Source organism: Halobaculum litoreum, from assembly GCF_030127125.1.
Lineage (GTDB): Archaea > Halobacteriota > Halobacteria > Halobacteriales > Haloferacaceae > Halobaculum > Halobaculum litoreum.
Map to the genome: position 1 here is coordinate 490,642 of NZ_CP126156.1, position 25,472 is coordinate 516,113.

At 71.8% G+C, this 25,472-nt stretch carries 24 protein-coding genes and 2 pseudogenes; 10 read left to right on the forward strand and 16 right to left on the reverse strand.

The features are described 5' to 3' along the window. Positions 1–11 precede the first annotated feature (11 nt). Positions 12–1,992, reverse strand: a pseudogene (malA, locus tag P0R35_RS02635) (alpha-amylase MalA). 99 nt (positions 1,993–2,091) lie between these two features. Between malA and P0R35_RS02640 the strand changes: the two are divergent. After that, a complete protein-coding gene (locus P0R35_RS02640) occupies positions 2,092–2,544 on the forward strand; it encodes a DUF7510 family protein (RefSeq protein ID WP_284013699.1) in 453 nt (150 codons plus the stop codon). A 21-nt stretch (positions 2,545–2,565) separates the two neighbouring features. Here the strand turns inward: P0R35_RS02640 and P0R35_RS02645 are convergent, their stop codons facing one another. Then, on the reverse strand, positions 2,566–3,639 hold the full coding sequence (locus tag P0R35_RS02645) for a glycosyltransferase family 4 protein (RefSeq protein ID WP_345782756.1): 1,074 nt from the start codon (positions 3,637–3,639) through the stop codon (positions 2,566–2,568). Between the two features lie 116 nt (positions 3,640–3,755). Between P0R35_RS02645 and malQ the strand changes: the two genes are divergently transcribed. The 3 genes from malQ (at position 3,756) to P0R35_RS02660 (ending at position 6,812) form a co-directional block, all read left to right on the forward strand. Further along, the gene (malQ, locus tag P0R35_RS02650) at positions 3,756–5,249 is read left to right on the forward strand and encodes a 4-alpha-glucanotransferase (protein WP_284013700.1); all 1,494 of its coding nucleotides are present in this window, start codon (positions 3,756–3,758) and stop codon (positions 5,247–5,249) included. A gap of 103 nt (positions 5,250–5,352) precedes the next feature. Then, on the forward strand, positions 5,353–5,961 hold the full coding sequence (locus P0R35_RS02655) for a flagellin (RefSeq protein ID WP_284013701.1): 609 nt from the start codon (positions 5,353–5,355) through the stop codon (positions 5,959–5,961). A gap of 113 nt (positions 5,962–6,074) precedes the next feature. Next, positions 6,075–6,812 carry a fumarylacetoacetate hydrolase family protein gene (locus P0R35_RS02660; protein WP_284013702.1) on the forward strand — a complete coding sequence of 246 codons (738 nt, stop codon included), beginning with the start codon at positions 6,075–6,077 and terminating at the stop codon, positions 6,810–6,812. 155 nt (positions 6,813–6,967) lie between these two features. On the opposite strand, the gene tpiA is transcribed toward P0R35_RS02660, so the two are convergent. Together tpiA and P0R35_RS02670 are read right to left on the reverse strand one after the other, a co-directional pair. Beyond that, the gene (gene tpiA / locus P0R35_RS02665; protein ID WP_284013703.1) at positions 6,968–7,627 is read right to left on the reverse strand and encodes a triose-phosphate isomerase; all 660 of its coding nucleotides are present in this window, start codon (positions 7,625–7,627) and stop codon (positions 6,968–6,970) included. 93 nt (positions 7,628–7,720) lie between these two features. Further along, a pseudogene (locus tag P0R35_RS02670) lies at positions 7,721–8,247 on the reverse strand (multiprotein bridging factor aMBF1). Here P0R35_RS02670 and P0R35_RS16805 point away from each other — a divergent pair. Together P0R35_RS16805 and P0R35_RS16545 are read left to right on the forward strand one after the other, a co-directional pair. Then, on the forward strand, positions 8,198–8,332 hold the full coding sequence (locus P0R35_RS16805) for a hypothetical protein (RefSeq protein WP_490396508.1): 135 nt from the start codon (positions 8,198–8,200) through the stop codon (positions 8,330–8,332). The pseudogene P0R35_RS02670 and the gene P0R35_RS16805 sit on opposite strands and share 50 nt — an antisense overlap. 126 nt (positions 8,333–8,458) lie before the next feature. Then, positions 8,459–8,545, forward strand: a complete 87-nt coding sequence (locus P0R35_RS16545; RefSeq protein WP_432765056.1) for a hypothetical protein — start codon at positions 8,459–8,461, stop codon at positions 8,543–8,545. Here P0R35_RS16545 and P0R35_RS02675 read toward each other — a convergent pair whose 3' ends face one another. From P0R35_RS02675 to hisC, 5 genes are all read right to left on the reverse strand, one after another. Then, entirely contained in the window at positions 8,546–10,876 is a 2,331-nt protein-coding gene (locus P0R35_RS02675; protein ID WP_284013704.1) for a caspase family protein, read from the reverse strand. 4 nt (positions 10,877–10,880) lie between these two features. Beyond that, on the reverse strand, positions 10,881–11,666 hold the full coding sequence (locus P0R35_RS02680) for a DUF7504 family protein (RefSeq protein ID WP_284013705.1): 786 nt from the start codon (positions 11,664–11,666) through the stop codon (positions 10,881–10,883). Positions 11,667–11,754: 88 nt separating this feature from the next. After that, on the reverse strand, positions 11,755–12,372 hold the full coding sequence (locus P0R35_RS02685) for a CDP-alcohol phosphatidyltransferase family protein (RefSeq protein ID WP_284013706.1): 618 nt from the start codon (positions 12,370–12,372) through the stop codon (positions 11,755–11,757). Then, positions 12,369–12,824, reverse strand: a complete 456-nt coding sequence (locus P0R35_RS02690; RefSeq protein ID WP_284014684.1) for an adenylate kinase family protein — start codon at positions 12,822–12,824, stop codon at positions 12,369–12,371. The genes P0R35_RS02685 and P0R35_RS02690 overlap by 4 nt, the downstream gene beginning before the upstream one ends. A gap of 110 nt (positions 12,825–12,934) precedes the next feature. After that, positions 12,935–14,029: a histidinol-phosphate transaminase gene (gene hisC, locus P0R35_RS02695; RefSeq protein WP_284013707.1), complete on the reverse strand. Its 1,095-nt coding sequence runs from the start codon at positions 14,027–14,029 to the stop codon at positions 12,935–12,937. A gap of 449 nt (positions 14,030–14,478) precedes the next feature. On the opposite strand from hisC, the gene P0R35_RS02700 reads away from it, so the two are divergent. Further along, positions 14,479–14,922, forward strand: coding sequence for a hypothetical protein (locus tag P0R35_RS02700; RefSeq protein ID WP_284013708.1), 444 nt, complete (start codon positions 14,479–14,481; stop codon positions 14,920–14,922). Between the two features lie 12 nt (positions 14,923–14,934). Here P0R35_RS02700 and P0R35_RS02705 read toward each other — a convergent pair whose 3' ends face one another. Next, positions 14,935–15,300 carry a hypothetical protein gene (locus P0R35_RS02705; RefSeq protein ID WP_284013709.1) on the reverse strand — a complete coding sequence of 122 codons (366 nt, stop codon included), beginning with the start codon at positions 15,298–15,300 and terminating at the stop codon, positions 14,935–14,937. A gap of 46 nt (positions 15,301–15,346) precedes the next feature. After that, entirely contained in the window at positions 15,347–16,669 is a 1,323-nt protein-coding gene (gene hflX, locus P0R35_RS02710) for a GTPase HflX (RefSeq protein ID WP_284013710.1), read from the reverse strand. Positions 16,670–16,987: 318 nt separating this feature from the next. Here hflX and P0R35_RS02715 point away from each other — a divergent pair, with 318 nt between their 5' ends. Continuing rightward, the gene (locus tag P0R35_RS02715; RefSeq protein WP_345782757.1) at positions 16,988–18,418 is read left to right on the forward strand and encodes a S8 family peptidase; all 1,431 of its coding nucleotides are present in this window, start codon (positions 16,988–16,990) and stop codon (positions 18,416–18,418) included. Positions 18,419–18,451: 33 nt separating this feature from the next. Here P0R35_RS02715 and P0R35_RS02720 read toward each other — a convergent pair whose 3' ends face one another. Together P0R35_RS02720 and P0R35_RS02725 are read right to left on the reverse strand one after the other, a co-directional pair. Beyond that, positions 18,452–18,772, reverse strand: coding sequence for a hypothetical protein (locus tag P0R35_RS02720; protein WP_284013712.1), 321 nt, complete (start codon positions 18,770–18,772; stop codon positions 18,452–18,454). After that, positions 18,769–20,583: a helicase HerA domain-containing protein gene (locus P0R35_RS02725; RefSeq protein ID WP_284013713.1), complete on the reverse strand. Its 1,815-nt coding sequence runs from the start codon at positions 20,581–20,583 to the stop codon at positions 18,769–18,771. Before P0R35_RS02725 ends, P0R35_RS02720 begins: the two co-directional genes overlap by 4 nt. A 170-nt stretch (positions 20,584–20,753) precedes the next feature. Between P0R35_RS02725 and P0R35_RS02730 the strand changes: the two genes are divergently transcribed. Further along, positions 20,754–21,233: a cation:proton antiporter regulatory subunit gene (locus P0R35_RS02730; protein ID WP_284013714.1), complete on the forward strand. Its 480-nt coding sequence runs from the start codon at positions 20,754–20,756 to the stop codon at positions 21,231–21,233. Between the two features lie 10 nt (positions 21,234–21,243). Continuing rightward, the gene (locus P0R35_RS02735; RefSeq protein WP_284013715.1) at positions 21,244–22,461 is read left to right on the forward strand and encodes a cation:proton antiporter; all 1,218 of its coding nucleotides are present in this window, start codon (positions 21,244–21,246) and stop codon (positions 22,459–22,461) included. Positions 22,462–22,491: 30 nt separating this feature from the next. On the opposite strand, the gene P0R35_RS02740 is transcribed toward P0R35_RS02735, so the two are convergent. From P0R35_RS02740 to P0R35_RS02750, 3 genes are all read right to left on the reverse strand, one after another. Beyond that, positions 22,492–23,874 carry a DNA polymerase Y family protein gene (locus P0R35_RS02740; protein ID WP_284013716.1) on the reverse strand — a complete coding sequence of 461 codons (1,383 nt, stop codon included), beginning with the start codon at positions 23,872–23,874 and terminating at the stop codon, positions 22,492–22,494. 94 nt (positions 23,875–23,968) lie between these two features. Further along, the gene (lrpA1, locus tag P0R35_RS02745) at positions 23,969–24,397 is read right to left on the reverse strand and encodes an HTH-type transcriptional regulator LrpA1 (RefSeq protein ID WP_284013717.1); all 429 of its coding nucleotides are present in this window, start codon (positions 24,395–24,397) and stop codon (positions 23,969–23,971) included. Between the two features lie 134 nt (positions 24,398–24,531). Next, complete coding sequence (locus P0R35_RS02750; RefSeq protein WP_284013718.1) at positions 24,532–25,470, reverse strand: thiamine pyrophosphate-dependent enzyme; 939 nt, start codon at positions 25,468–25,470, stop codon at positions 24,532–24,534. Positions 25,471–25,472 lie beyond the last annotated feature (2 nt).

The following is a 25,472-nucleotide window of genomic DNA, read 5'->3' on the forward strand; positions in this document are numbered from 1 at the left end:
GGCGGGGCGCCTTACGCCCCGACCGGCACCACGACCACGTCGTCGACGACGACGCCGTCGCCGTCGCCGACGACGGACTCGCCCGTCACGAGGTCCGTCCCGTCGACGGCGGCGTCGACCGCCACCGTCGCGGGCCCCGAGGCGAAGTTGAGGACGACGACGACGGCCTCGCCGTCGGCGGCCTCGCGGCGGTACGCGACGACGGAGTCGGCCGCGCCCTCGCGCACCTCGTAGTCGACCCGCTCCAGCGACGCCCGGTGGGCCAGCGCGGGGTGGTCGCCCCGCAGCGCGAGCAGCCGCCGGTAGTGCTCGGTGAGGTCCTCGCGGGCGTTCTCGTAGTCGAGTTGGTCGCGCCGGCCCAACTGGCCGGTCTCCTGCCCCGCGTACACCATCGGCGCCCCGGGGAGGGTCGCCAGCGCCCCGGCGGAGGCGAACGCGGCCGACTCCCCGTAGGAGGCGAGGTAGCGCGTCTCGTCGTGGTTCTCGTGGTACAGCATGAACGACGCGTGGTCCGGGAAGCCGATCTTCCGGCGCTGGTCGACGGCGTCGAGCACCGCCTCGGCCGGCTCGTTGCCCGCGCCGACCTCGCGGAGCGTGAACGCCGTCGTCGAGTCGAAGTGCATGTCGAACAGCCCCGCCTGGAAGTCGGGGATGTACGGGATGGTCTCGTCGAGCAGGAAGAACTCCGAGTCCATCGCCTTCACGCGGTCGTGGACCTCCGTCCAGAAGCCGTTGGGGACGGCCCACGCCATGTCACACCGGAAGCCGTCGACCATCGGCGCCCACTCGTCGACCGCGTCGAGCAGGTGGCGGCGCACCTCCAGCGACGAGAAGTCGAAGTTGGCGATCAGCTCCCAGTCGAAGTACGTGCCCGGCTCGCCGTTCTCCTGCCACTCGTACCAGTCGTAGTACTCGCTGTCGGGGTTGTGGTACGCGTCCTCGAAGAACGGGTGGTCGCGCGCCGAGTGGTTGCACACGAGGTCGAACAGGACGTTCATGCCCCGCTCGTGGGCCGCGTCGATCAGGCGCTGGTACTCCTCGCGGCCGCCGAGGTCGGCGGCGATCTCGAAGAAGTCGACGATGTTGTAGCCGTGCGGGGCGCCGTCGTGCTGGAGCACCGGCGTCAGCCACAGCGTGTCGACCCCCAGCTCGTCGAGGCGGTCGAGCTGCTGGCGGATCGCCTCGAACGGCTTGCGGTCGTGCTCGGGGTCGGCGAACGTGCGGACGTACACCTCGTAGATGGTCGCGTCGAGCGCCCACTCGGGCGGGTCGTACGGCCGGTCGACGAGGACGCCGTCGGCGGCGCTGTCGGCGCGGACCGCCCCGCCGTCGGCGAGCGTCTCGCGGCGGATGTCGACGGCGTCGGTGACCCCGTACGCCTCGTCGCTGACGGCGACGGCGTAGACGCGCGCCCGCTCCGGGAGCCGGTCGCGGGCGACGGTGAGCGTCCGGCCGTCGACGGCGACGTCGGCCTCGGTCAGTTCGTCGCGGTCGTCGAGCATGAACGCCACCTCGGTCCCCGGCTCGTCCGGGTCGACCGCCGCGCGGACGCGCACCTCGTCGTCGTCGACCTCGACCGACAGGTGGACGCGCGGGCGCTCGACGCCGCCGCGCCCGCCGATGCCGGCGCGCGCGGAGCCGCTGGCCCCGCCGGACTGCCCGACCTCCCGCGCGGAGCCCGACTGCCCGCTGGCGCCGGACATCCCGCTGGCGCCGGAGCCCCGCCCAGTTCGCCGTGGGGGCGGTCTCGGCGGCGAACGCGCGGACGGTGAGGTCGTGGCTCCGCCCGCCGCCGGAGAGCCGCAGGCGGTACCGCCCGGCGACATCGGGCGTGAACCACTGGACGGCCTCGTCGCCGTCGACGTCGGCCTCGGAGCCGGTCGGCGCCTCGACGACTCGCCACTCGTAGTCGACGCTGGGATCGGGATCGCGGGGAGCGAGTTCGACGGACTCGCCCACGGCGCACACGCGAGGGTGTCCTGGATGTTCCATGCCGAGTGGCTTGTTCGGCGACGGTTTCGCTCTTTCGCCCGGGACAGTACCTACGGGGGGTCGGGGAACCCCTAAGTGGACCGCGGGGGATGTCGGAGTATGGAGGGGACCCCAGACGACGCGCCCGCCGCGGACGACGACGCCACCCCCGAACAGGACCGCCCGGTCTCCGTCGAGGTCGACATCGCCGGCGGCCGCACGACCGTCCTCGTCACCGGCGACCGCGACGCCGCCGTCGTCGTCGAGTCCGCCTCGGGCGAGCACATCTACCTCCCGCCCGAGGACTTCCGGCGGCCCCCCGAGTCGGGCGAGGCGGCCCGTCAGGACGCGTACGGCACCGGCCCGCGGACCTCGGACAGCCCGTACCAGTCGGTGTCGGACAGTCCCTACCAGTCGGTCGCGAGCGACAGCCCGTACCAGTCGCCCGGCGAGTCGGACAGCCCGTACCAGCGCGGCGGCCCGACACCCGACCGTGTCGGCCTCGAACCCACCGCCGACGGCTTCCGGATCGTCCACCCGGAGCCCGTCACGGACTTCCGGCTCCTCCGGTAGCCCGGCCGGTCCCGCGACCGCTCACTCGGCGTCGTCGCGCCGCTTCTCCGCGAGGATCCGCTCGTAGAACGCCACGTGCTCGTCGGCGACCTCGTCCCACGTGCGCACCTCGTACTCGATGGGGGTGTCGAGCGACAGCGCGTAGTCGATCCCGTCGGCGATCGAGTCGGAGTTCGGCTCCACCTCGATGAGGCAGTCGTCGGGAAGCACCTCCGCGGCGCCGCTGGGCCCCGCGACGACGCGGGTGCCGACCGACAGCGCCTCGACGATGGTGATGCCGAACGGCTCCGCGAGCGACGGCGAGACGAACAGATCCGCGCTCGCGTAGTAGTCGCCCAGTTCCTCCTCGGGGAGGTAGCCGACGAACTCGACCCGGTCCTCGATGTCGAGCAGCTCGACGAAGCGTTTCAGCTGGTCGGTGAGGTGGCCCGTCCCGCCGATGACGAGCGTCACGTCGTCGCGCGCCAGTTTCGGGAGCGCGTACAGCAGGTACGACAGCCCTTTCTGGTCGGTGTGGCGGCCGACGAAGAACAGCATCGGGCCGTCGATGTCGAGTTCGGCCTTGACGTCCCGGCCGGTCGGCTCGACCGACGAGAAGCCGTTGTAGATGACCTCGGCGTCGCGGCCGTACTCGTGTTTGATCTTCCCCGCCGTGAACTCGCTCACCGCCAGCAGGTGGTCCGAGCGGTTCACGACGCGCTGTTCGGTGCGCTTCTCGCGCTCGGGCGGGACGGTGTTGCGGTCGGACGACAGCGAGTGGAACGTCGTGACCCACTCCACGTCGTGGCTGGCCTGCGCGCGCGATCCCGGGTTGTAGCCGAACCAGTCGTTCGTGTGGACGACGTCCGCGTCGGCCGCGCGCTCGACGAACGCCCCGGAGAGGCGGCCGATCCGGGTGATGATGTCGCCGTCGCCCGTCGGCACGCCGTGGATGTTCTCCCACCCGTCGGGGGCGTACTCCGCCGGGAGGACCAGTTCGACCTCGACCCCCTCGCGCTCGTCCAGTCGGGTGAACAGCTCCCCCACGGCGGTGTCCAGCCCGCCGGTCACGTTCGGCGGGAACCCCCACCCGAGCATCAGGACCGTGTACGTCATTGCCAGTCGTATCGCGGGACCGGTACTTAGTCCCCGGGCGTCGAACGCGGCGCTGGCGCCGCCCGGGCGACCGAGAGACCCGACACTTCATACGCCCCGGCCGCCTTGGCCCGCCAATGCGATTCGACCGACGCAGCGGCGTCCTGCTCCACCCGACGGCGTTGCCGGGGGCCCACGGCATCGGCGACCTCGGGGCGGGCGCACGCTCGTTCATCGACTTCCTCGACCGGGCCGACCAGACCGTGTGGCAGGTGTGTCCCCTGGGGCCGACCGCGGGCATCCACGGCCACTCGCCGTACCAGACGTTCTCCGGGTTCGCCGGCAACCCGCTCCTCGTCGACCTCCGCGAGTTGGCCGACCGCGGCTACCTCGCCGACGGCGACCTCGCGGCCGACGACGCCGGCTTCTCCCCCCACGAGGTGCAGTACGAGGCGGTGGCGTCGTTCAAACTGGACCGCCTCCGGACGGCGTTCGACCGGTTCCGCGCGGAGGGGTCGCCCGACGACCATGCCGCCTTCGCCGACTACCGCGAGCGCGAGGCCGACTGGCTCGCCGACTACACCCTGTTCCGCGCGCTGAAAGCCGAGTTCGGCGGCGAGCTCTGGACGGAGTGGCCCGAACCCGTGCGCACGCGCGACCCGGACACCCTCGCCGACTACCGGGAGGACCTGGCCGACGAGGTCGCCTTCCGCGCGTTCTGCCAGTGGACGTTCGACCGCCAGTGGGCCGACGTCCGCGCGTACGCGGCCGAGCGGGGGATCGACGTGCTCGGGGACCTCCCCATCTACGTCGCCCTCGACTCCGCGGACGTGTGGGCCGCCCCGGCGGCGTTCGACCTCGACGAGGACAACCGCCCCGCGGCCGTGGCCGGCGTCCCGCCGAACATGGGCGACAGCGGCCAGCGGTGGGGGAACCCGGTGTACGACTGGGACCATCTCGCGGAAACGGGGTACGACTGGTGGCTCGGCCGCCTCCGTCGGCTGTTCGAGTTGGTCGACTACGCACGCCTCGACCACTTCAAGGGGTTCGACGAGTTCTGGGCGATCCCCGCCGACAGCGACGACCCCTCCGCCGGCGAGTGGCGCGAGGGGCCGGGCCACGCGTTCTTCGAGGCCGTCCGCGACGAGTTCGGCGAACTGCCGTTCGTCGCGGAGGACCTGGGCTTCCTCGACGCCGAGAGCGCCTCGCTGCGTGAGGCGTTCGACATCCCCGGGATGCGCGTCCCCCAGTACGCCGACTGGTGCCAGCAGGGGCACCTCTACCAGCCGATGCACTACCCCGAGGACTCCGTGGGCTACACCTCGACACACGACAGCGACACCGTCGTCGGCTACTACGACTCGCTGGGCGACGAACAGCGCGACTGCCTCCACTACAACCTCGGCACCGACGGCGCCGAGATCGAGTGGGACGTGATCGAGGCGGTGTGGAACTCCGAATCGACGCTCGCGGTGACGACGATGCAGGACCTCCTCGGCCTCGACAGCCACGCCCGGTTCAACACTCCGGGCACGGCGACGGGCAACTGGCGCTGGCGCGTCACCGACGCCGGGCTCGACGACGCCGTGGCCGACCGGCTCGCGCGGATCACCGACGCGACGGTCCGGTAGCGTCGGGTTCGATATCAGTTCTGATTCCTCGTGGCCGAGGTATTTGTAGGAGACCCCCTTCGGCAGTGGTAACCGCCGCGAGCGGGCGGGACGAGACCACAACATGTTCGAATTCATCACGGACGAGGAAGAGCGCGGGCAGGTCGGTATCGGGACACTCATCGTGTTCATCGCGATGGTGCTGGTGGCGGCGATCGCCGCCGGCGTCCTGATCAACACCGCGGGCTTCCTCCAGAGCAAGTCGCAAGAGACCGGACAACAGAGCAGTAAGCAGGTCAGTAACCGCCTCCAGGAGGTCGTCACGACCGGGACGGTGAACCAGTCCGACGGCACGATCCACACCGTCAACGTCACCGTCACGCAGGCGCCCGGGGCGGGCGAGATCGACCTCTCGAACGCGACGATCAACTGGATCGGCCCGCAGGGGACCGAGACGCTGACGCACACCGACTCCACCGAGACCGGGTGGGAGTTCAAGACGCACGCGGTGAAGAACACCGACAACTCCGACACCGTGCTCAACGACGCGGACGACCGCTTCAACATCGAGTTCGAGCTCCAGGACTACAGCAACGGTCCGGCCGCGGCGCCGAACAACCTCGCCGAGGGCTCCGAAGTCACGATCAAGATCAACACGATGTCCGGCGCGACCACGAGCATCCGCTTCACCGTCCCCGAGTCGCTCGGGCAGAAGCAGGCTATCGAACTGTAGACCTGCCGACGAACCGCGGTTCTCCGTTTTTCGCGACCCACAGCGACGGCGCCGTCGTTGTGGCGAGCGCGCGACACACAACGACTAAGCCGCGACCGGCCGACCCGGCGGGCATGCGATACGCCCGTATTCGGGACCCGGCCGGGGCGGTCCGACGCGGCAGGTACGACGACGGCGTCGTGACCGCCGCGGGAACGGCGTTCGACACCGACCGCGACGACGTGGACCTGCTCGCGCCGTGCGAACCGTCGAAGATCGTCTGTGTCGGCCGCAACTACGCCGACCACGCCGAGGAACTCGGGAACGAGGTGCCGGACCGCCCGCTGTTGTTCCTCAAGCCCCCGAACGCCGTCGCCGACCCCGGGTCGACGGTCACCCTCCCCGCCGGGAAGGACCGTGTGGATCACGAGGCGGAGATCGCCGTCGTGATCGGCGAACAGGCCCGCAACGTCGCCGCCGGGGAGGCGATGGACTACGTCGCGGGGTTCACCTGTCTGAACGACGTGTCCAACCGCGACGACCAGAACCGCGAGCAGAACTGGGTGCGCGGCAAGGCGTTCGACGGCGCCGCGCCGATCGGCCCGTGCCTCGCCGACCCCGAACACGTCCCGGCCGACGCCGGGGTCGAACTGCGCGTGAACGGGGAGACCCGCCAGTCCTCCTCGCGCGACTACTTCATGTTCTCCGTCCCGGAGCTCGTGGCGGAGATCACGGCGTACATGACTCTCGAACCGGGCGACGTCGTCTCGACGGGGACGCCCGCGGGCGTGGCCCCGCTGGCGGACGGCGACCGCGTCGAGGTCGAAGTCGAGGGCGTCGGCGTCCTCGAACACGACGTCCGGCAGGCCTGAGCGGCGGGCCGAGACGCGACCGCTGCCACGCCGGAGCGCGATCCCGACGAATCGAGCGCGTCCGTCGCTCCGAGTCACGATCGCTGTGGCTGCCTCGGTCGACGAAATCGGGCACCGTAGGTCGTGATCGAGAAGCCGGTCTCGGTCGGCGTGGGTTACAGTCCGGAGACGAGGTCCCGCAGCACCGCCTCGGGGTCGTCGGCCTTCGCGACGCCGGAGGCGAGCAACACGCCCGTCGCCCCCAACTCGCCGGCGGCGGCGACGTCCTCGCCTGTGGAGACGCCGGCGCCACAGAACAGGTCCACGTCGGCGTCGACCGCCTCGACGGCCGCCACGGAGTCCTCCACGATAGCGGGGTCGGCCGACGCGACCGACACGTCGCCGCCGATGAGTTCCGGCGGCTCGACCGCGACCGCGTCGGGCCCCAGCGCGGCGGCCGCGCCGGACTGCGCGGGGTTGTTGGCGCAGACGCACGTCTCCAGTCCCGCGCGCGCGGCGGCCGCGAGCGAGCCGTCGATGTCGGCGAGTTTCAGCCGGTTCTCGGAGTGGTTGATCAGCGTGCCCGTCGCGCCGGCGTCGGCGACCGCCTCCGCGAGCGTCGAACCGGTGTGGCTCCCGTGCTCGACGGGCGAGACGTGTTGGGCCCACGTCTCGACGCCGGTGTCGGCGACGGCCGACAGGTGGGCCGCCTGCGGGGCGACGGCGATCCGCGCGCCGGTGTCGGCGGCGACGCTCGCGCACGCCTCGGCGATCTCGATCGGGTCACACGGGTACGCCTTGAGGTTGACGAGGATCAGGGTATCGGAGTCGCTCACGACCGGTGTGTCGTGGGCGCCGGTGAAAAGTGGCGTCGGTCGCGACAGCGTTCGCGGTCGGGCGGTCTCGAACCGACCGCGCCCCGCGGGCCGTCAGTTGTCGTTGCGCTTGACGACGTCGCCGAGGGTCATGCTCCCCGAGGAGGAGCTCTCCCAGTCGGCGTCGTCGACGGACTCCCCTTCGACCAGCGAGATGCCGAGTTTGCGCTCGAGCTTCCGCTGCACCTCGTCGGACGGCAGGATGTCCCCCCCGCTCCAGCTTGCGGATGACGGAGGCCTTCTCGTTGATGTCCTTCGCGAGGTCCTCTTGGCTCATCCCGGTCGCCTCGCGCGCCTGCCGGATCCGGTCGTCGTAGTCGGCGGCGACGGTGTCCATGTCGTCGAACATGTCGCGCCGACGCCGCGACGAGGAGGACGAGGAGGAGGACGACGAACTCGACGAGGAGGACGACGAAGACGAAGACGAGGTGGAGTACTTCGTCGAGGCCGAGGACGTGCTCTCCGTGCGCACCTCGGTGCCGAAGTCCGAGCAGTCCGAACACAAGCTCGAGCTCCGCGCCCTCGACTTTCGTGGTGGTGAGCGACGCCTTCTCCGCGCCGCACATCTCACACTGGGGCATACCTCTCCGTTGCGCGTTGCGCGGTATAAAACGTGTGCCACGGCCGGCGATCCGTGTTCGATTTATATACTCCGATTATCGTTAGTTGGTTCTGATCGGGTGTTATCAGAATGTTTCCGATATCTTGAATTCATATGCAACGTTCTTGGAAGATACGATGTCCGAAAGCGACACCACGATGACGGAGTTCCTGGCCGACCACCCGCGGATGATGGGCGCGCTGTTCACGCTCGTGCTGTTGCTGAGTAGTGGTGTTTCAACAGCAGTTGCGGGGAACGCACACGTATCCGGCCCGTAATCACGTCGTCAACTGATTCTCTATCGTGGAAAGGGATTGATCGGAGATGTCGATATTCCAGATCAATTCTCGCCCGACCCGGATCGGGAAGCGTCCCATTTTCGAACAGTCAACCAAGGCGGAAGTGTTTGTCTCGATAGTATCACCTCTACCTGTGCCGATCCAACGCATATCGACACCACGGATGATCGGTCGACTCATTCCTCCAAGCCCGTGCCGCAGCGTTGGATACCATTGCGGCACTAAATCGACTGAATCCGAATCAAGGTCAATATCCTCCACGTTCAGCACATACGCGACGGCAGTAGTGCACTGACACAACTGCACCAGCGGGTCGCCGACGATGCTGTACGCGTTCCCGGCGAACGGTCCCGTCCCGACCACGTCCAACGCCGCGTACAGCGGGAAGCCGGCGTCGAACAGCCGCGCGAGGTCCCGCCCCACCCGCGTCGCCAGCGAGTTGGGGAGGTCCGTCAGCGAGACGACGCCCCCGAGCGCGCCCGCCTCGACGAGCGCCATCCCCTGCCGGTACGACGTGCAGGCGTTGAGCAGGAACGCGTCGACGCCGGTCTCCGCGAGGTCCCGGAGGTCGAGGAAGCCGTCGGCACACTGCATCCCCCGCTCGTCGACGTGGCCCACGTAGTGGAAGAAGTCGTGGTCGTCGCTCAGGAGGGCGCGCAACTCGGCGACCGTCAGGTCGCGTTCCTCGCGGATGTCGAAGGTGACGTGGTCGCGAAAGCCGTACGTGTCGCCCAACTCCTCGACCATCGCCTCGTCGTTGCAGACGACGGTGACGCCGATGGTGAGGTCCTCCGCCGGCGTGCGGTCGAGGCGGCGGCGGTACGCCTCGACGGTGGGTTTGGCCGCGCCCATCGGGTAGCCCGGCCCGACCCACGACTGGGCGATGCTGTCGGCGGGCACCGGCGTCACGACGGTCTCGGAGTCGTCGCCGTCGTTCTGCGTCGACCCCCTGAGCAGGGAGGCGGGCACCGCGTCGGTCGCGAGCCCGGGCGGGTCGCCGTCGCTCGCGCTCCGCGTCAGCGTCGCCGCCTCGACGGCGGCGCTCGACGCGCGCACGAAGTCGTCCAGTTGACCGACGCCGGCCGCCTCCGACTCGGGCCGCGGCGGCGGCGACCGGACCACCGAGAGGTCCGCCGCGAGGAACGGGAGGACGCTCGCGTTCTCGTCCGCCGGCGTCACGTCCGTCGTGTACGGCCACTCGAGACAGTCGAGCGTCGCCGCGGTCGGCACCTCGAGGTACGCCGCCGTCCGCTCGGCCAGCGAGGCCTCGTACCACGCCTCCCACGGGGGGTCGAGGCGTTCGGTCAGGGTCTCGTGGACGTCGAGGTCGACGTCGTACAGCCCGACCGAGCACGCGCGCGTCGCACAGTCGAGGGTGAAACAGTGCCGCAGGAGCTCCCCGAGCGTCGACGCGAGCGCGTCCGGTTCGCTCGGGAGGTCGTGACGCACGTCCCCCGTCCGGAGGTACGGCGCGTCGCTCTCGACGACCGTCGCCGCGAGGTAGAACGCGAGCGGCGCCGCGGCGTACAGCGCGTCGTACTCGAACGGGAGCCCGAGGGCGACGTCCGTGTCGACGCGCTCGACGAAGCGCGGCGTCTCGAACGTCTCGCCGCGCTCGAACAGCGGCGGGTGCCCGCGGAGCGTCGGGAACGACCGCTCGGGCGAGGTCGTCGCCAACGCCGACCCGAACGTCGAGATCGCCCGGGCGACGCCGGCGGGCGTCTCGGGGACGGTGACCGTCCCCGCCGGGGTCGTCCGTCGCGACCGCGCGCCGACGACCAGCCCGCCTCCGGCGACGGACACCCGCGGGTACTGGTTCTCGTAGGACACCCGTCCCGGGCCCTCGAGCGCGACGTACGTCTTCAGCGGGGCGGTCGACAGCTCGAGCACGTGGGGCCCCGCCGGCACGCGGGCGGGCGCCTCCGCCGTCGCCGTCGCCACGACGCGGTTGTCGGCGTCGCGCACGTACACGTCGGCCGTACACAGCGGGACGACCGCCGTGGCGTCGATCCGCCAACAGGCGTCGACCGGGGCGGCGAACCGGTCGGCGGCGGCGACCCGCTCGGCACGCACCCGCGGCGGTCGCGCGACGGTCCCGTCCGTCTCCACGGCGACGGGGAGCCGGACCTCCTCGATCGAGTCGACGATCTCGAACGCGCCGGGCGCCCCGCGGGCCGCGGCGACGAGTGTCACCGGCGCTTCGGTCGCGACGCCGTCCGGGTCCTCGGTCGCCCCCTCGACCACGTCGGCGTCGACACCGCTCCCGAGGCCGTCCGCTCTCGGCGCCGACGGTCGCTCTCGGTCGGTCATGCGGTCACCGGAGGGGGTTCCACTCGGTGGCGCCCCACTCGAGGATGTGCCAGCGCTCCTCGGGGACGGGCGACCCGTCCCGCGAGCGGAGCTCGACGATCACGTCGAGTTCGTCGCCGAGGGCGTCGGCCGTGTCGTCGACGACGGGGTCCGCTCGGGGGTCGCCGGACGCCGGCCGGGGGAGGTGGAGGTGGGCCATCCCGCCGCGGTCGCGTGTCTCCCCGGCGATCGACCGGAGGAGGTCCCGCGCGGGCTCGGTACCGACCGTCGCACACAGCGCGTCCGCGCGGTAGAGGCCGACCCGGAGCGCGAGCCGTCCCGGATCCTCCACGGCTACCGCGTCCATCGCCTCGAACACGGCGGCGGCGACGGCCTCGGCGTCCCACGACGCGTCGGGGGAGCCGCCGTCGAGGTCGAGGCGGTCGGGCGAGTCCGTCGCTGTCGGCGCCTCCCCGTTCGTGTGGGACAGCTCCGAGACGGCCGCCGGGTCGCGGACCGAGCCGTCGAGGCGGACGACCGTCGTCTCGTCGTCGGCGCTCGGGTCGGCCCCCTCCGGGAGCCACGGTGTCGGCGAGGCCCCGGCCTCGGTGAGCGCGAGCAGGCGTTGCCGGCGACGGTCCGGTTCGCCGAAGTAGCGCGACGCGGCGACCCGGTAGGCCGCGTCGGGCGCGTCGCCCGTCACCAACACGCAACAGCCGTCCTCGAGTTCGGCGAGCGCCGCCGAGAGCGTCGACTCCCGGCCCCGCGGGAGTCCGTCGTCGGCCCCGGTCGCGTCGGCCGTACCGGTCATAGCTCCCTCATACGAGTGCGGGAACAAAAGCGTTGGTTAGTTCACAAGCCGGGATCGCCGCCCGACGCAGCGACCGGGCGGCCGCGGGTCACTCCAACGACGTCCACGCGCCCCAGAACCGCTGGAGCGCGGTGAAGTGGCCGACGACCGCGAACACGACCAACAGGATCGCCACGGCGCCGAAGCCGGCCACGAGCGGCCCGGGGACGACCGCGGCGACGACGCCGACGACGCCGACGAGCGCGAGGCGGTCGGCGCGCCCGAGCAGGCCGCCGTACTCGCGCCCGATCCCGACCGCCTGGATCTGCGTCCCGAGGTACGAAGTCATCAACACGCCCGTCACCGCCGCGAGGCCGATCCCGAACCGGCCGATCCCGGCCGCGAGCCCGACCAACACCGCGATGTCGGCGTAGCGGTCGAGCACGTGATCGAGCAGGTCGCCGCCGGAGGAGTCGGTCCCCTGTGCCCGCGCCAGCGCGCCGTCGACGAGGTCGAGCCAGCCGTTCAGGAACACCAGCACCGACCCCGCGACGTACGCGAGCGGCGCCGCCGACGGCGGCTGGAGACCGAACGCGACGCCGGCGGCGACCGCACAGGCGAACGCGATCACGCTCACGCCGTCCGGGGAGAGGCCGACCGCGTCGGCCGCCCGCACGAACGGCGACAGTCCCTTCTCCGCCCACGGTCTGAACTGGTCGAGCGTCATAGGTACTCCACGAAGTCGACCTCGCCGGCCGACGGCGCGCGGTCGCCGTCGAGGACGCGGCCGAGTTCGGCGGCGACGCGCTCGGGGTCGCGCTCGGTCGTGTCGATCTCGTACACGCGCTCGGCGCCGAACCGCTCGACCGCCTCGCCGAGGATCACGTCCAGCGCCTCGCTCTCGCGGTTCTCACGGGCGCTCGTCTCGCCCTCGCCGCGCTCGAGCAGTCGCTCCTCCAGCACGTCCGGCCGACACCGCAACACGGCGACGCGGTCCGCGTCGAGGTGGTGTGCGAGGTGGGAGTCGACGACCCCGGTCCAGTCGCCGAGGTGGGCCGCGACGGCGTCGAGGTCGGCGACGAGCGAGTCGCGCTCGGCGTCGCGCTCGGTGTACAGCCCCTCCTCGCGGATCAGGTCGTTCAGGTGGACGACCTCGACGCCCCGCTCGGCGGCGAGCATGTCGGTCGCGGTCGTCTTCCCCGTCCCCGGCGTCCCGGTGACGACGAGGCGGTCGGCGGCGCCGTCCGGGGCGTCGGTGTCGACGGCGCCGGCGGCGTCGCTCGCGTCGGTCACGCTTCGGCCCCGAGCCCCAGCTCAGCGAGCACCTCGTTGAGCGTCTCGACGGCGGTCCGCGTCTCCGCCTCCGTCCCGCACGAGATCCGAACGCACTCGGGCAGCCCGAACGAGCCGGTGTCGCGGACGATGACGCCGCGCGCTTGCGCGCGCTCGGCGACGGCCGCGCCGTCGCCGACTTCCGCGAGCACGAAGTTGCCCGCGCTGTCGAAGGTGGGCGCGTCGAGTTCGGCCGCGATGTAGTCGCGCGCCCACGCGGCGGTCTCGACGCTCCGCTCGACGTGTTCGTCGTCGTCGAGGGCGGCGATGGCCGCGTCGAGCGCGACGGCGTTGGCCGCGAACGGCGTGTTCACCCGGGCGTACGCGTCGCCCCACGCCTCGGGGACGAGCGCGTAGCCGATGCGGAGGCCGGCGAGCCCGTACGCCTTCGAGAAGGTGCGCGTGACGGCGACGTTCTCGTACTCGTCGAGGAGGCCGGCGGCGGAGGGCGTGTCGGTGTACTCGCCGTACGCCTCGTCGGCGACGACGAGCGTCTCCTCGTCGACGCCGTCCAGCAGCGCGACGAGTTCCTCGCGCGGCAGTTCGGTGCCGGCGGGGTTGTGCGGGGACGTGACGTACACGACCCGCTCGCCGTCGTAGGCGTCGAGGATCCGGTCGGCCGTCTGCGCGAAGCCGTCGGCCTTCTCGACGGGGTACGTCGCCACCTCGCCGTGGTGGTACCGGGCGCTCATCGGGTAGTAGGCGAACCCCGGTTCGGGCACCAACACGGTGTCGCCGGGCGCGAGCGTCGCGCGGGCGAGGTAGTCGAGCGCGCCGTCCGCGCCGGGACTCACCCACACCTGTTCGGGGGACAGGTCCCACTTGGCGGCCAGTTTCTCGGTGAGGTCCGTGTGGGCGGCCTTCGGGTAGACGTGGGCGTCCTCGGCGGCCGCCTTCGCGGCCGCGACGGCCTTCGGCGACGGGCCGAACGGGTTCTCGTTCGAGGAGAGCTTCACCAACTCGTCGGGGTCGACGCCCAACTCGCGGGCCACCTCCTCGACGCCGCGGCCGGGGACGTACGGCGCGTTCGCCGAGAGGTCGCGCGTGTTCATGCGGGAACGCAGTAGTGGACGCTTCTTAAGCGTGCTCACACCGGGCGGCGGCCCCGTCGACGCCGCCCCCGACCCGGGTCGTGCCCCGGCCGCGGCCCGCGGATTCACGGCCGTGCGGCCCGTACCCGCGCCGATGACCGACACCGACCCGACGGCCCGCCGCGACGAGGCCGTGCGCGCGCTCGTCGACCGCGACCCCGCCCGCGCGGGCGACCTGTACAGTCTCGTCGCCCGCGGCGTCCTCGCGGGCCGCGAGGCCGAGGGCCACGACCGCGCCGTCCTCGGCGAGGACGCGAGCTACGGGGGTACGGGCTCCGCTACCTCCTGCTCGCGGCGTTCGCCTACCGCGCCGCCGGGGCCGACCGCCGGGCCCGCCTGCGCGCCCGCGAGGGGAACGCCGTCGCCGCCGACTACGCGGGCGTCCTCGACTCGGCCGCGGAGCGCGCCTGTTGCTTCGAGGCGATGGGCGACTTCGGCGCCGCTGGCGGGCTCGGCGACGACGGCGCCGACGCGTACGACCGCGCCGTCGGCTGTACCGCGCGGCGGACGAGCCCGAGCCGCTGTCGCGCGCGACCGAGCCGCTCTTCGAGGCCGTCCGGCTCGGCCCCCAGCAGGCGGCCCGCAACACGACCCACGGGTTCGACTGGGACGACCTCCACGGCTCGGACCCCGGCTCGGGCGAGTACCTCGCCCACCGCGCGCGGTTCAAGCGCTCGCGGGTGCCGCGGATCGCCGAAACCGTCGCCGACACCGGGTTCCTCGCGCCCCCGCGGGGGACGACGGAGCACAACAACGCGGTGTACGTCTGTCCGGAGTGCGAGCGCTCGGAGGTGAACTGGATCGCCGGGATGGAGGTGTGTCTCGACTGCGACGTGCCCATGCGCGAGCGGTAGCCCCGCGGGTCGTCACACGCCGAGCACGCGCCGCAGGCGTCCGACGACGCCGTCGCCGCCGTCGTCGCCGAACAGCTCGCGCTCGACGGCGTCGAGTTCCTCGTCGCCGAAGCGGTCGTCCGCGCGCGCCTCGACGAGCCAGTCGCGCCACTCCTCGTCGGCGAGCACGCCCCGCGACTCCGGGCCCCACTGCTCGCGGAGTTCCGCGCGGTCCGCGAAGGGGACGTCCATGTCGCCGCCGCCCCACACGAGCGGCGAGAGGGCGAACGCGTACTCCTCGTGGTCGAGCGGGCGGAAGCGGTACGGGTAGCCGTTGAAGCAGAACACCTCGTCGGTGCCGACCGTCTCGCCCGTCGGGAGCTCGAGCGTCGCGTCCATACCGAGGGGTGGCGCTCGACGCGGATGTGCCTTCGGCCCGCGGCGGCTACTCCCCGCAGGCGTCGCCGAGGGCGTCGGCGCGTCGCCGCGCCTCCTCGACGACCGACGGCTTGCCGGCGAACTCGACGGCGACGGCGTCGGCGCCGTACGTCGCGTCGGCGTCGCCGTGTTCGTGGAGCCACGAGAGGAACGCCTGCGCCGCGCCGGAGTTCGGGACGGCGAAGGAGGCCGTCGCGCCGGGAAGCGCGTCGACCAGCGCCGACCGGAGGCGGTCGAGGCCCGCGCCGTCGAGCGCGCTGACCGCCACGGGCTCGCGGGTGTCGACGTCGCCCCCGGCGAGCACGTCGGCGACGGCCGCGAGCGCCGCCGCCCGTCCGTCGTCGTCGAGACGGTCGACCTTGTTCACGACGGGGATCACCGGCCCCGTCGCGTCGGCCGCCAGCACCTCCACCGTCGTCTCCAGCCGGCGGCGCAGGCGGTCCTCGTCGGCGCTGGCGTCCACGACCGCCAGCACCGCGTCCGCGGCGGCGATCTCGTCGAGCGTCGCCGAGAACGAGCGCACGAGGTCGTGGGGGAGGTCCGCGACCAGCCCGACGGTGTCGGTACACAGCACCCGCCGGCCGTCCAGCGTCGCCCGCCGGGTGGTCGTCTCCAGCGTCTCGAACAGGCGGTCCTCGGCGGTCGCCGCTTCGGCGAGGTCCGCGTGCCCCTCGGCCGACGGCGGCGCCACGGCCATGTCGTCGGCGAGCCGCCGGAGCAGCGTCGACTTCCCCGCGTTCGTGTAGCCCGCCAGCGCGACGAGGTCGAACCCCTCCGCGCGGCGCCGCTCGCGGCGGTCGGCCGCGGCGTCGGTGATCCCGTCGAGCTTCGCCTCTAGCGCGTCGATGCGGCGCTCGGCGTCGAGCACGGGCGACCCCTTCTCGAAGAACGCCCGGTTCAGCGCCGACTCCCCCTCCGCCCGTTCGAGCCGGGGGAGTTCGTACCGCAGCGTCGCCAGCTCCGCCTGCGTGCGGGCGGCGGTCGAGCCGGCGCCCGCGACGAAGATCTCCAACACGAGCCGGTAGCGGTCCACCAGCGTCGTCCCCGCCGGGAGCAGCGTCAACAGGTCCGCGTACTGCCCCGGAGAGAGTTCGCCGTCGAACACCACCGCGTCGGCGTCCGCGTCGGCGACGACGTCGGCCAGGTCCCGGGCCTTGCCCGCGCCGAGGTTGTACCGGCGGTCCTCGGCGCGCCGTTGCGTCAGTTCCCCGACGACGTCGTAGCCGGCCGCCGCCGCGAGGCGTCGGATCTCGGTCGTGTCGGGCGTGTCGTCTGCGTCGCGGGCGGCGACCACCGCCCGTCCGTCCGTCAGTCTATTTCGTACGTTCACTGTGTGTCGTGACCGCGGGCCCGCCGGCGTCGGGAGGGGAGTCCCGACGATGGCGAACGCGCGGTCGGTCGCTCGTCGGTCGGTCTTCTCGGGGGCGAGACCCCCGCCGTGCCGAGCGACGCGTCCTCGCCGACGCGCCGGTCAGCGGGACGGAGAACTGGGCTCCATGGGCGTCCGGTGTCCGTGCTCCGTGATGAGGGTTTCCCCGACGTGTGGATCGGTGACACCTGTTGCGTCGGCCACGACGAATAGGTCCCTGAACGGTTCTTTTCGATTCACGGTAGTATTATTACACACTATTCTTCGTGTAGATACGCAATGTCAAAACATAGCAGACGGGGCGTCCTCAAGGGGATCGGGGCGGCCGCAGTCGGTGTGGGTCTCGGTGCGGGGCAGGTGAGTGCGAGCGCGGCCGACGAGCGGTTCCTCGTCAACCTCCGCGAGGTCTCCCGGAGCGAGATCCCCGACGACGTGGAGATCGTCCACGACCTCTCGCAGTCGGACGTCCTCGTCGCGCGCGGCGACGAGACGACGGTCGGGACGAGCGCCGCGACGGTGCCGGACATCGCGTTCGACCTGAGCGACGACCGGACCGGCGCCGTCGTCGCGGCCGACGGCCCGACCGCCGCCGGCGAGGGCAACAGCCACAACCACGACGGCCCCGCGAACAACTCGGAGTATCAGTGGGACAAACGCGTCCAGAACCTCAGCAACGACCTGACGGACAAGCCCGGCAACGGGAAGACGGTGCACGACGTGACCACCGGCGAGGGGACGCGCGTCGCCGTCGTCGACTCCGGCGTCTACGACGGCCACCCCGACCTCGCGGACGTCGTCGACGACGACCTCTCGCGGAACTTCACGACCGACCCGTTCGACTGGCGGCCCAACGGGGCCGGCAACCACGGCACCCACGTCGCCGGCACGATCGCCGCGACGAACAGCAACGACGGCCCCGACGGCGGCGTTCTCGGCACGGCGCCCGACACCGAGATCGTCTCGCTGCGGATGTTCTCCGGACTCGAAGGTTACTTCGGCGACGGCCTCGCCGCGTGGGAGTACGCCGCCGAGATCGGCTGTGACGCGATCAACTACAGCGTCGGCTACACCGTCTCGGACACCGAGGAGTACCCGGGCCTGCTCCAACTGGAGCAGATCATCAGTCAGGTGGCGACGACGGTCCGCTCGCAGGGGACGGTCATCGTCAACTCCGCCGGCAACGCCTCGCTCGACATGGACGCTCCGAACCAGCTCAGCCTCCCGACCGAGGCCGACGACGTGTTCGGCGTCGCCGCCACCGGCCCCATCGGCTTCAGTTGGGGCGACGAACAGGACGACAACGAGGAGAAGTGGCTGTCCGGGAACCGCCTCGAGGAGCCGACGACCCAGCCCGCCGTGTACACGAACTACGGCGGCGCCGTCGACGTGAGCGCCGCGGGCGGCAACTACGACTACGAGGAGATCGTCGTCGAGGAGAACTTGAAGGCGTACAACGACCTCGTGTTCTCGACGATCAACACGACCGACGACGACGGGAACGTCGTCCCCGGCTACGGCTGGAAAGCCGGCACCTCGATGGCCGCGCCGCAGGTCGCGGGCGCGGTCGCGCTCGTGAAGTCGCTGCGTCCCGACGCCACTCCCGACGAGGTGGAGGGACTCATCCAAGAGACCGCGTCGATGCCCGAGGAGGGCGAACGCTACCACGGCGCCGGCCACCTCGACCTCGAGGAACTCGTCAAGCGCGCCTGAACCGGCACCGACCGCCGGGATCCGGTTTCGTCGTTACTCCGACTCGTCGCTCTCCACAGCGTCGTCGCCGTCCCCGTCGACCGCCTCGATGAGGTAGTGGGCCTCGTCTTGACGGACGAGGTCGGCCTCCTCGCGCATGCTGACGACGTAGCCGGTCGGGCCGCGCTCCAGTTCGTGCGCCGCGCTCACGCGCACGAGGTTTCCGATCACCTGTGCCGACGGGGGCGCCTGCGCGGCGCCGCAGTCGTACACGGTGAGCAGCTCGTTGCCGTCGCGGGTCTCGTACACGATGACCCGTGCGTGCGGGGCGAGCCGCCAGCGGTCGTCGCCGCTGGGCGGCAGTTTCAGCGTCACGGCGACAGGTCCGGGTCGAGGCCGGCGGCCGCCTCGATCTCGGCGACCACCTCCACGAGCTCCTGTTCGTCGGCGTGGTCGCCGTACACCCGGCGCACGAGGTCCGGCAGGGTGTAGGCGTACTCGCCCCCGCTGCGGTGTTCGACGAACCCCGCCCGGCGGAGCACCTTGTTGCGGGCGTACGCGTACGTCCGGTCGCCCGAGCCGTTCGCCGACCGGTGGGCCGCGAACGGCGTCGACCGCCCCGCCGCGCGGTACGCCGCGAGCATCCCGCGGGTCACGTCCTCCAGCGACTCCACCGCCCGGACGAACCCCGCGACGACCGCCTCGCGGTGGCGCAGTTCGTCCCCGTCGACGAACGCGGCCGCGCCGTCGGCCTCGTCGAACCCCGACCGCGACCGGGCCGGCGAGATGTCGACGCCGTCGGTCGGCGGGACGGCGTCGGCGACGCGGCCGTCGCTCGCCCCACCGTCGGCGGCGTCGCCCGCGGCGGCCGACGTCCCGTTCGTCGCCGCCACCGCGGCCCCCTCGCGGCCGTCGCCGGCGTCGTGGGTCGCGCCGTCCGCGTCGGCCGTCGCGTCCGCGGCGGCGCCGGGCTCCTCGTAGTCGTGTAGCTCCGACTGGTCGTCGTTCACCGGGCTGCCGAACGCGTCGTCCCCGTCGCGTCGTCGGGGCTCGGGGGCGGAGCCGTCCGCCGGCGGCCCGCCCGTCCCGGCGGCGTCCCGGCTGCGGTTCCGGCCCGTGCCGCCGCGGTACGGCGCCTCGGCCTTCTGGAGCAGCGCCTGCGCGAACTTGTCCGCCATGTTCGACATGTCCCGCGCCTCCTCCAGTTCCCGTTCGAGTTGGGTGATGCGCTGGTTCTTCTTGTCCAACTCCTGCCGGAGGTCCGCCAGCTCCGACTCCGTGCGCTCGCGCTCGTCGGTGATCGTCTTCAGCTCGGAGACGAGGTCGCCCGAGACGGACTTCAGGTCGGGGCGCTCGAAGTCGTCGAGGCCGGGCGTGGCGCCCGCGTCGAACGTCGTCTTGCGGCGGAACTGGACCCGCCTGATCGACTCGGCCCAGTCGGTCATCAGGAACGCCTCGCCGTCGTCCATGTCCTCGATGGCCTCGCCGTACTCGCTGCCGAGGATCCGGGAGACGACCTTCGTGTCGTTGTCCCAGGTGAGCCGGTGCCAGCAGAGCCAGTCGCACTGGGTAATGAAGTCCTTCTTCACGTCCGCGGGGCGCTGGGAGATGCCGACGATGCCGAGGCCGTGTTTGCGCCCGCGCTTGCCGATCTTGATGAGGGTCTTGCCGGTCTTGTCCATCCCCGCGCCCTCGGGGATGTACTCGTGGCACTCCTCGACGAGCATGAGGAACGGCTTCTTCAGCTTCTTCTCCTTGGCGAACAGTTGGCGCGCGGTCTCGCGGATCAGCTCGGAGGCCTCGTCCTCGTCGAGGTAGCCCGACACGTCGAGGATGATCGGGACGTTCTCTTCGAGCGCGAGCGAGGCGATCTTCCCCGCGTGCTCGGCCGACACTTGGATGTCGCACTCCTCGTCGGCGCCGACGTGGAGGATCTCGAACTCCTCTTTCAGCCCGTAGTACTCGCCGTCGGAGTCGACGATGAGCACCGGAAAGCTGTTCGCGAGGAGCTTCTCGATGACGACGGAGGCGGTGTTGGACTTCCCGCTGCCGGACTTGCCCGTGATGAAGCCGCGCCCCGTCAGGATCTCGACCACCGGCAGCGAGATCGGCGTTCCCGGCGAAAGACCCGACTCGCCGCCGACGCCGTCGCTCACGTCCGCGACGGTGATGGTCTCGTCGCTCATTACCCCACCCTGACGCCCGCCCCGGCTTAACTCCAGCCGTCCGGTCGGACGCGCGTCAGACGCCGCGGGGCGACCCGCGGCCGCGCTCGCCGCCGTCTCCGCCGGGAGCCGACGCGGCGAGGGCGCCGTATCCGAACAGCAATGTGGGGGGGCGCGTGAACCGCCGGACGATGCGGGTATTCGAGACCGAACTTCCAGGGGTGGGCCGGCGGTACACCGCGAAGTTCCCCGACGGCGGCCAGTTCGTCATCGTCCATCGCAACGACGGGCGGCGCCGAACCTACTGGCGGGGGGGGAGGCCGACGGCGACAGCGAGCCGCTGTTCGAACTCACCGAGTCGCAGGCGCGCACGATCGGCGAACTGTTCGAGGGGAGCTACTTCTCCCCCCGTCGCGGCCGACCTCGACGACGCCTTCGAGGAGGCGCCGATCCGTTCGGTCGGGATCGACGCCGGGTCGCCGGTCGCGGACGCGACGATCCGGGAGACGGGGATCCGGAGCAGGACCGGCGCGTCGATCCTCGCGATCCGCCGCGGCGACGACCTCCTCTCGAACCCCGACCCGGACACCGCGATCCGGGCGGGCGACACGCTCGTCGTCGTTGGGACCGAGGAGGCCTACGACGCGCTCGACCGGCTCCTCGCGGGGTAGTCTCCCGCACGTGGTCGCCCTTCCACCCCTGTTGACGGTCGGCGTCGCGCTCGTCGCGCTGGCCGTCGCCGGCGGGATCGCGCGCCGGCTCGGCCACTCGGTCATCGCCGCCTACATCCTCGTGGGGATCCTCGTCGGGCCGGCGGCACCGACGGTCGGCGCGACGCCGCTGACCCTGCTCGCGACGCCCGACTCGCTGCGGCTGTTGGCCGACCTCGGCGTCGTCCTGTTGCTGTTCTTCGTCGGGCTGGAGCTCGGTCTCGACCACCTGTTCGCCGAACGGGACCGGTTCCTCCGCGCGAGCGTCGCCGACGTGGGCATCAGCCTCCCGCTGGGTGTCGGCGTCGGCCTCGCGCTCGGCTTCTCGTGGCTGGAGGCGGCGTTCGTCGGCCTGATCGTGTTCAACTCCTCCACGGTGATCGTCGCGAAGTCGCTCACGGACCTGGGGTGGATCGCCGATCCGGAGAGCCACGTGGTGCTCGGCGTCCTCGTCGTCGAGGACGTGCTGACGGCGCTGGGGTTCGCGGTGCTGTCGGTGTTCCTCGTGCGCGGGGCGGACGTCTCCGGCGCGGTGGCGTCCGTCGGCAGGTCGTTGGCGTTCCTGCTCGTGCTCGTCGCGGCGGCGTACTACGGCGCGGGGCTGCTCGAACGCGCGTTCGACGGCGACTCGGGCGAGCTGTTCTCGCTCGGCGTCGTCGGCCTCGGGGCGGCCGTCGCCGGCGCCGGGCTCGCGGTCGGGGTGAGCGAGGCGGTCGCGGCGTTCGTCGTCGGCACCGCCTTCGGGCGCACCCACCACGCCGCCCGGATCGAACGGCTGCTCGCGCCGGTGCGCGACCTGTTCGCGGCGGTGTTCTTCCTCGCGATCGGCCTGGCGACCGACCCGCGGCTGTTGACCGCGACGGCGGGGATCGTCGCGGTCGCCACGGTCGTCACCGTCTCCGGCCAACTGGTGAGCGGCTCGCTCGCCGGGCTCGCGTACGGACTGGACCGCCGTCGCGCGGTCCGGGTCGGCTGTGCGTTGGCTCCCCGGGGGGAGTTCTCGCTGGTCATCGCGGCGTTCCTCGCCACGGCCGGCACGACCCCGGCGCTCCGGGAGACGATCCCCGCGTTCACCGTCGGCTACGTCCTCGTGACCAGCGTGCTCGGCACGGTGCTGATGCGACACGCCGACCGGATCCACGCGCTCGTCCCCGTCCGTCGCCCCGGCGCCGACCCGGACGACGGCTGAGGCGGCCGCGACGGTCCCCGCCCGGCCGGCTCACTCGAACTCCCCGAGGTCGACCTGTCCGCGTCGCCGCCGCCCCCGGCGCTCGCGCGTCGCGTCCGCGTCGCCCTCGTCGGCCCACTCGTCGAGCGTCGCGTCGCCGGACATCGTCCGGCGGCTCACCGCCGACGCCGACTCGTCGTCGCCGGCCTCGGCGTCGGCGGCCCCCCCGCTCGCGTCGGCGGTCGCGGCCCCCTCGTACCCCTCGAGGGTCGCCTGCTCCTCGGCGGCAAAGGAGAGGTTCGACACGCGCACGCCGAGTTTCCTCACCGTCTCCCCCGCGAACTCCGCGAGCAGGTCCAGCGCCACCGTCTCGACGAGGTCGGGGTCGTCGACCGGACCCGACAGCGACTCGGCGCGCGTGTTCACGTCGTACGGCGGCCGCACCACCTTCACGCCGATGGTGCGGTACATGGCGTCGCGCGAGCGGGCGCGCTCGGCGACGTCGGCCGCGAGCGCGCGGACCTTCTCCCGTTGGGCCTCGGCGTCGTCCGTCCGGCCGGCCGACTCGCGCGACAACGACTTCGGGCGCCCGGTCGGCGTCACCTCGCGGTCGTCGCGGCCGTTCGCGCGGTCGTGGAACTCGCGGCCGCGCGACCCGAAGCGGGCCTCGAGGTCGGCGGGGTCGGCCGCCGCGAGGTCGCCGGCGGTCTCGATCCCCGCGTCCGCGAGGTCGCTCGCGGTGACGGGCCCGACGCCGTGGATGTCCGAGACCGGGAGCGGCGCGAGGAAGTCGGCGACGGTGCCGGGCGGGACGACCGTGAGCCCCTCGGGCTTGTCGTGGTCGGAGGCGACCTTCGCGGTCGCCATGTTCGGCGCGACGCCGACGCTCGCGGGGACGCCCGCCTCCCGCTCGATGCGCTCGCGCACGTACCGCGCGAACCCCTCCGCGAGGGTGCGGTCGCCCTCGTCGCCGTCGCCGACCGTCTCCCACGACGTGCGGTCGGTCACGTCGAGGTACGCCTCGTCGATGCTCACCTCCCGCACCGTGTCGGCCACGTCGTGCAGGACCGCCTTCACCTCCGCCGCGACCGACTTGTAGAACGCCATGTCGACCGGCCGGTAGTGGCCGGCCTCCGCCGGGTCGGGTGCGTCGGGGTCGGCCGGGTCGGCGTCGGCCGCCCGCGGGAGCCGCTCGAGGGCCCGCGAGATCGGTTGGGCCGACTCGACGCCGAACGCGCGGGCCTCGTAGCTGGCGGTCGCGACGGCGCCGATGTCGTCGCCCGGCTCGTACCCCATCCCCACGACGACCGCCTCGCCCGCGAGCGCCGGCTCCTTCAGCCGCTCGCAGGAGGCGTAGAAACAGTCCATGTCGACGTGCAGGATCACGCGCTCCCCGCGGTCGTCCGTCGGCGCGCCGGGGAGCGTCTCCTCCATGGTGAGCGGTGGGACCCCGATCCTCCAAAAGCTTCGCCACCCGCGGCGGAAGTGAAGCCGCCCGCCGCGTCGGCGGGTTCGCGGCCGCGGGCCGCTACTTCAGCCGTTCCTGGAGCACCGACGGGTGTGCGGCCGTCACGCCGTCGACGCCGCCGATCGCCTCGGAGATCACGTCGCCGAGTTCGTCGCCGTCGGCCGCCCGCACCTCGGCCATGAACATGTGGTCGCCCGACGAGGAGTACAGCGACTCCACGGCGTCCAGTTCCTTCAGCGCCCGCGTCGCCTCGACGTAGCGCTCGCTGTCCACGTCGATGCCCACCAGCGCGATCGTCTGCCCCGAGAGCTTCTTGGGGTCGACCTGCGCCGAGTAGCCGACGATCACGCCCTCGTCCTCGAGTTGGTTGATGTACTTGCGCACCGTCGGCTTGGAGACGCCGGCGCGGTCGGCGATCTCCGCGTAGGAGGCCTGCGCATCCTCCTCGAGCGCTTCGAGGATGCGATCGGCCGTAGAGGAGGTACTCATTGCCGAATCGTTTCGCGCGACAGAAAAAATACCTTGCGAAGAGAAAAACGGGTTTGTCGGCAGGTGAGTCGCGGCGAGGGACGCCCGCTACGGCCGTGTGCGGGCCGTTCGGGGCGCCGACGCCGCCGGGCGGCTCACTTGTGCTTGTCGATGAACGAGTCGTACGAGCGCTCCCACTCGTAGTCGTCGTCGAAGTAGCGCTCGGCGAGGGGCTCGTCGGGCATCTCGCCGATCTGCTGTTTCTCCTGCTGGTAGGAGGGGCGCTCGTCGTCGCGGTAGTAGACGCCGGTGAGCACCTCGCCCTCGTACAGCTTGTCCTCCGTCTCGCGCATCAGCTCCTGGGCGTCGGCGCGGTTCGTCGGGTCGAAGTCGTAGTCGTCCGACTCGTTGATGTCCGTGTACGGGACGTACTGCTTGGCGTCCTTGTTCCACGTCGGGCACTGGGTCAGGAAGTCGATGTGCGCGAACCCGTCGTGCTCCATCGCCTCCTTCAGGATGCGCTGGGCCTGGTTCGGGTTGACGGCCGCCGTGCGGGCGACGAACGACGCGCCCGAGGTGAGCGACAGCGACAGCGGGCGGATCGGCGACTTCGCCGAGCCGTGGGGCTGGGTCTTCGACTTGTGGCCCTTCGGGGAGGTGGGCGAGGTCTGGCCCTTCGTGAGGCCGAAGATCTCGTTGTTGAACACGACGTACGTCATGTCGTGGTTCTCCCGGGCGGTGTGCATGAAGTGGTTCCCGCCGATGCCGTAGCCGTCGCCGTCACCGCCCGCGGCGACGACCTCGACGCCGGGGTTGGCGAGCTTCGCCGCCCGGGCGACGGGCAGCGAACGGCCGTGGATCGTGTGGAACCCGTAGCTGTCGAGGTAGCTGTTCAGCTTGCCCGAACAGCCGATCCCCGTCACGAGCAGCGTCTCCTCGGGCGTGCGGCCGACCTCGGGCAGCGCGCCCTTCAGCGCCTTCAGGACGCCGAAGTCGCCACAGCCGGGACACCACGTGGGCTGGGGCTCGATCTCGGGGGTGTACTCGTTGCGGTCGATCTCGCGTTCCTCACCGATGGCACTGAATGCGCTCATTG

Excerpts from the sequence above, each read along its gene's own strand:
- P0R35_RS02640 (WP_284013699.1), top strand. The coding sequence starts at position 2,092 with ATGGAGGGGACCCCAGACGACGCGCCCGCCGCGGACGACGACGCCACC.
- P0R35_RS02645 (WP_345782756.1), bottom strand. The coding sequence starts at position 3,639 with ATGACGTACACGGTCCTGATGCTCGGGTGGGGGTTCCCGCCGAACGTG.
- malQ (WP_284013700.1), top strand. The coding sequence starts at position 3,756 with ATGCGATTCGACCGACGCAGCGGCGTCCTGCTCCACCCGACGGCGTTG.
- P0R35_RS02655 (WP_284013701.1), top strand. The coding sequence starts at position 5,353 with ATGTTCGAATTCATCACGGACGAGGAAGAGCGCGGGCAGGTCGGTATC.
- P0R35_RS02660 (WP_284013702.1), top strand. The coding sequence starts at position 6,075 with ATGCGATACGCCCGTATTCGGGACCCGGCCGGGGCGGTCCGACGCGGC.
- P0R35_RS16545 (WP_432765056.1), top strand. The coding sequence starts at position 8,459 with ATGGGCGCGCTGTTCACGCTCGTGCTGTTGCTGAGTAGTGGTGTTTCA.
- P0R35_RS02675 (WP_284013704.1), bottom strand. The coding sequence starts at position 10,876 with ATGACCGACCGAGAGCGACCGTCGGCGCCGAGAGCGGACGGCCTCGGG.
- P0R35_RS02680 (WP_284013705.1), bottom strand. The coding sequence starts at position 11,666 with ATGACCGGTACGGCCGACGCGACCGGGGCCGACGACGGACTCCCGCGG.
- P0R35_RS02685 (WP_284013706.1), bottom strand. The coding sequence starts at position 12,372 with ATGACGCTCGACCAGTTCAGACCGTGGGCGGAGAAGGGACTGTCGCCG.
- P0R35_RS02690 (WP_284014684.1), bottom strand. The coding sequence starts at position 12,824 with ATGCTCGCCGCCGAGCGGGGCGTCGAGGTCGTCCACCTGAACGACCTG.
- hisC (WP_284013707.1), bottom strand. The coding sequence starts at position 14,029 with ATGAACACGCGCGACCTCTCGGCGAACGCGCCGTACGTCCCCGGCCGC.
- P0R35_RS02705 (WP_284013709.1), bottom strand. The coding sequence starts at position 15,300 with ATGGACGCGACGCTCGAGCTCCCGACGGGCGAGACGGTCGGCACCGAC.
- P0R35_RS02715 (WP_345782757.1), top strand. The coding sequence starts at position 16,988 with ATGTCAAAACATAGCAGACGGGGCGTCCTCAAGGGGATCGGGGCGGCC.
- P0R35_RS02725 (WP_284013713.1), bottom strand. The coding sequence starts at position 20,583 with ATGAGCGACGAGACCATCACCGTCGCGGACGTGAGCGACGGCGTCGGC.
- P0R35_RS02730 (WP_284013714.1), top strand. The coding sequence starts at position 20,754 with ATGCGGGTATTCGAGACCGAACTTCCAGGGGTGGGCCGGCGGTACACC.
- P0R35_RS02740 (WP_284013716.1), bottom strand. The coding sequence starts at position 23,874 with ATGGAGGAGACGCTCCCCGGCGCGCCGACGGACGACCGCGGGGAGCGC.
- lrpA1 (WP_284013717.1), bottom strand. The coding sequence starts at position 24,397 with ATGAGTACCTCCTCTACGGCCGATCGCATCCTCGAAGCGCTCGAGGAG.
- P0R35_RS02750 (WP_284013718.1), bottom strand. The coding sequence starts at position 25,470 with ATGAGCGCATTCAGTGCCATCGGTGAGGAACGCGAGATCGACCGCAAC.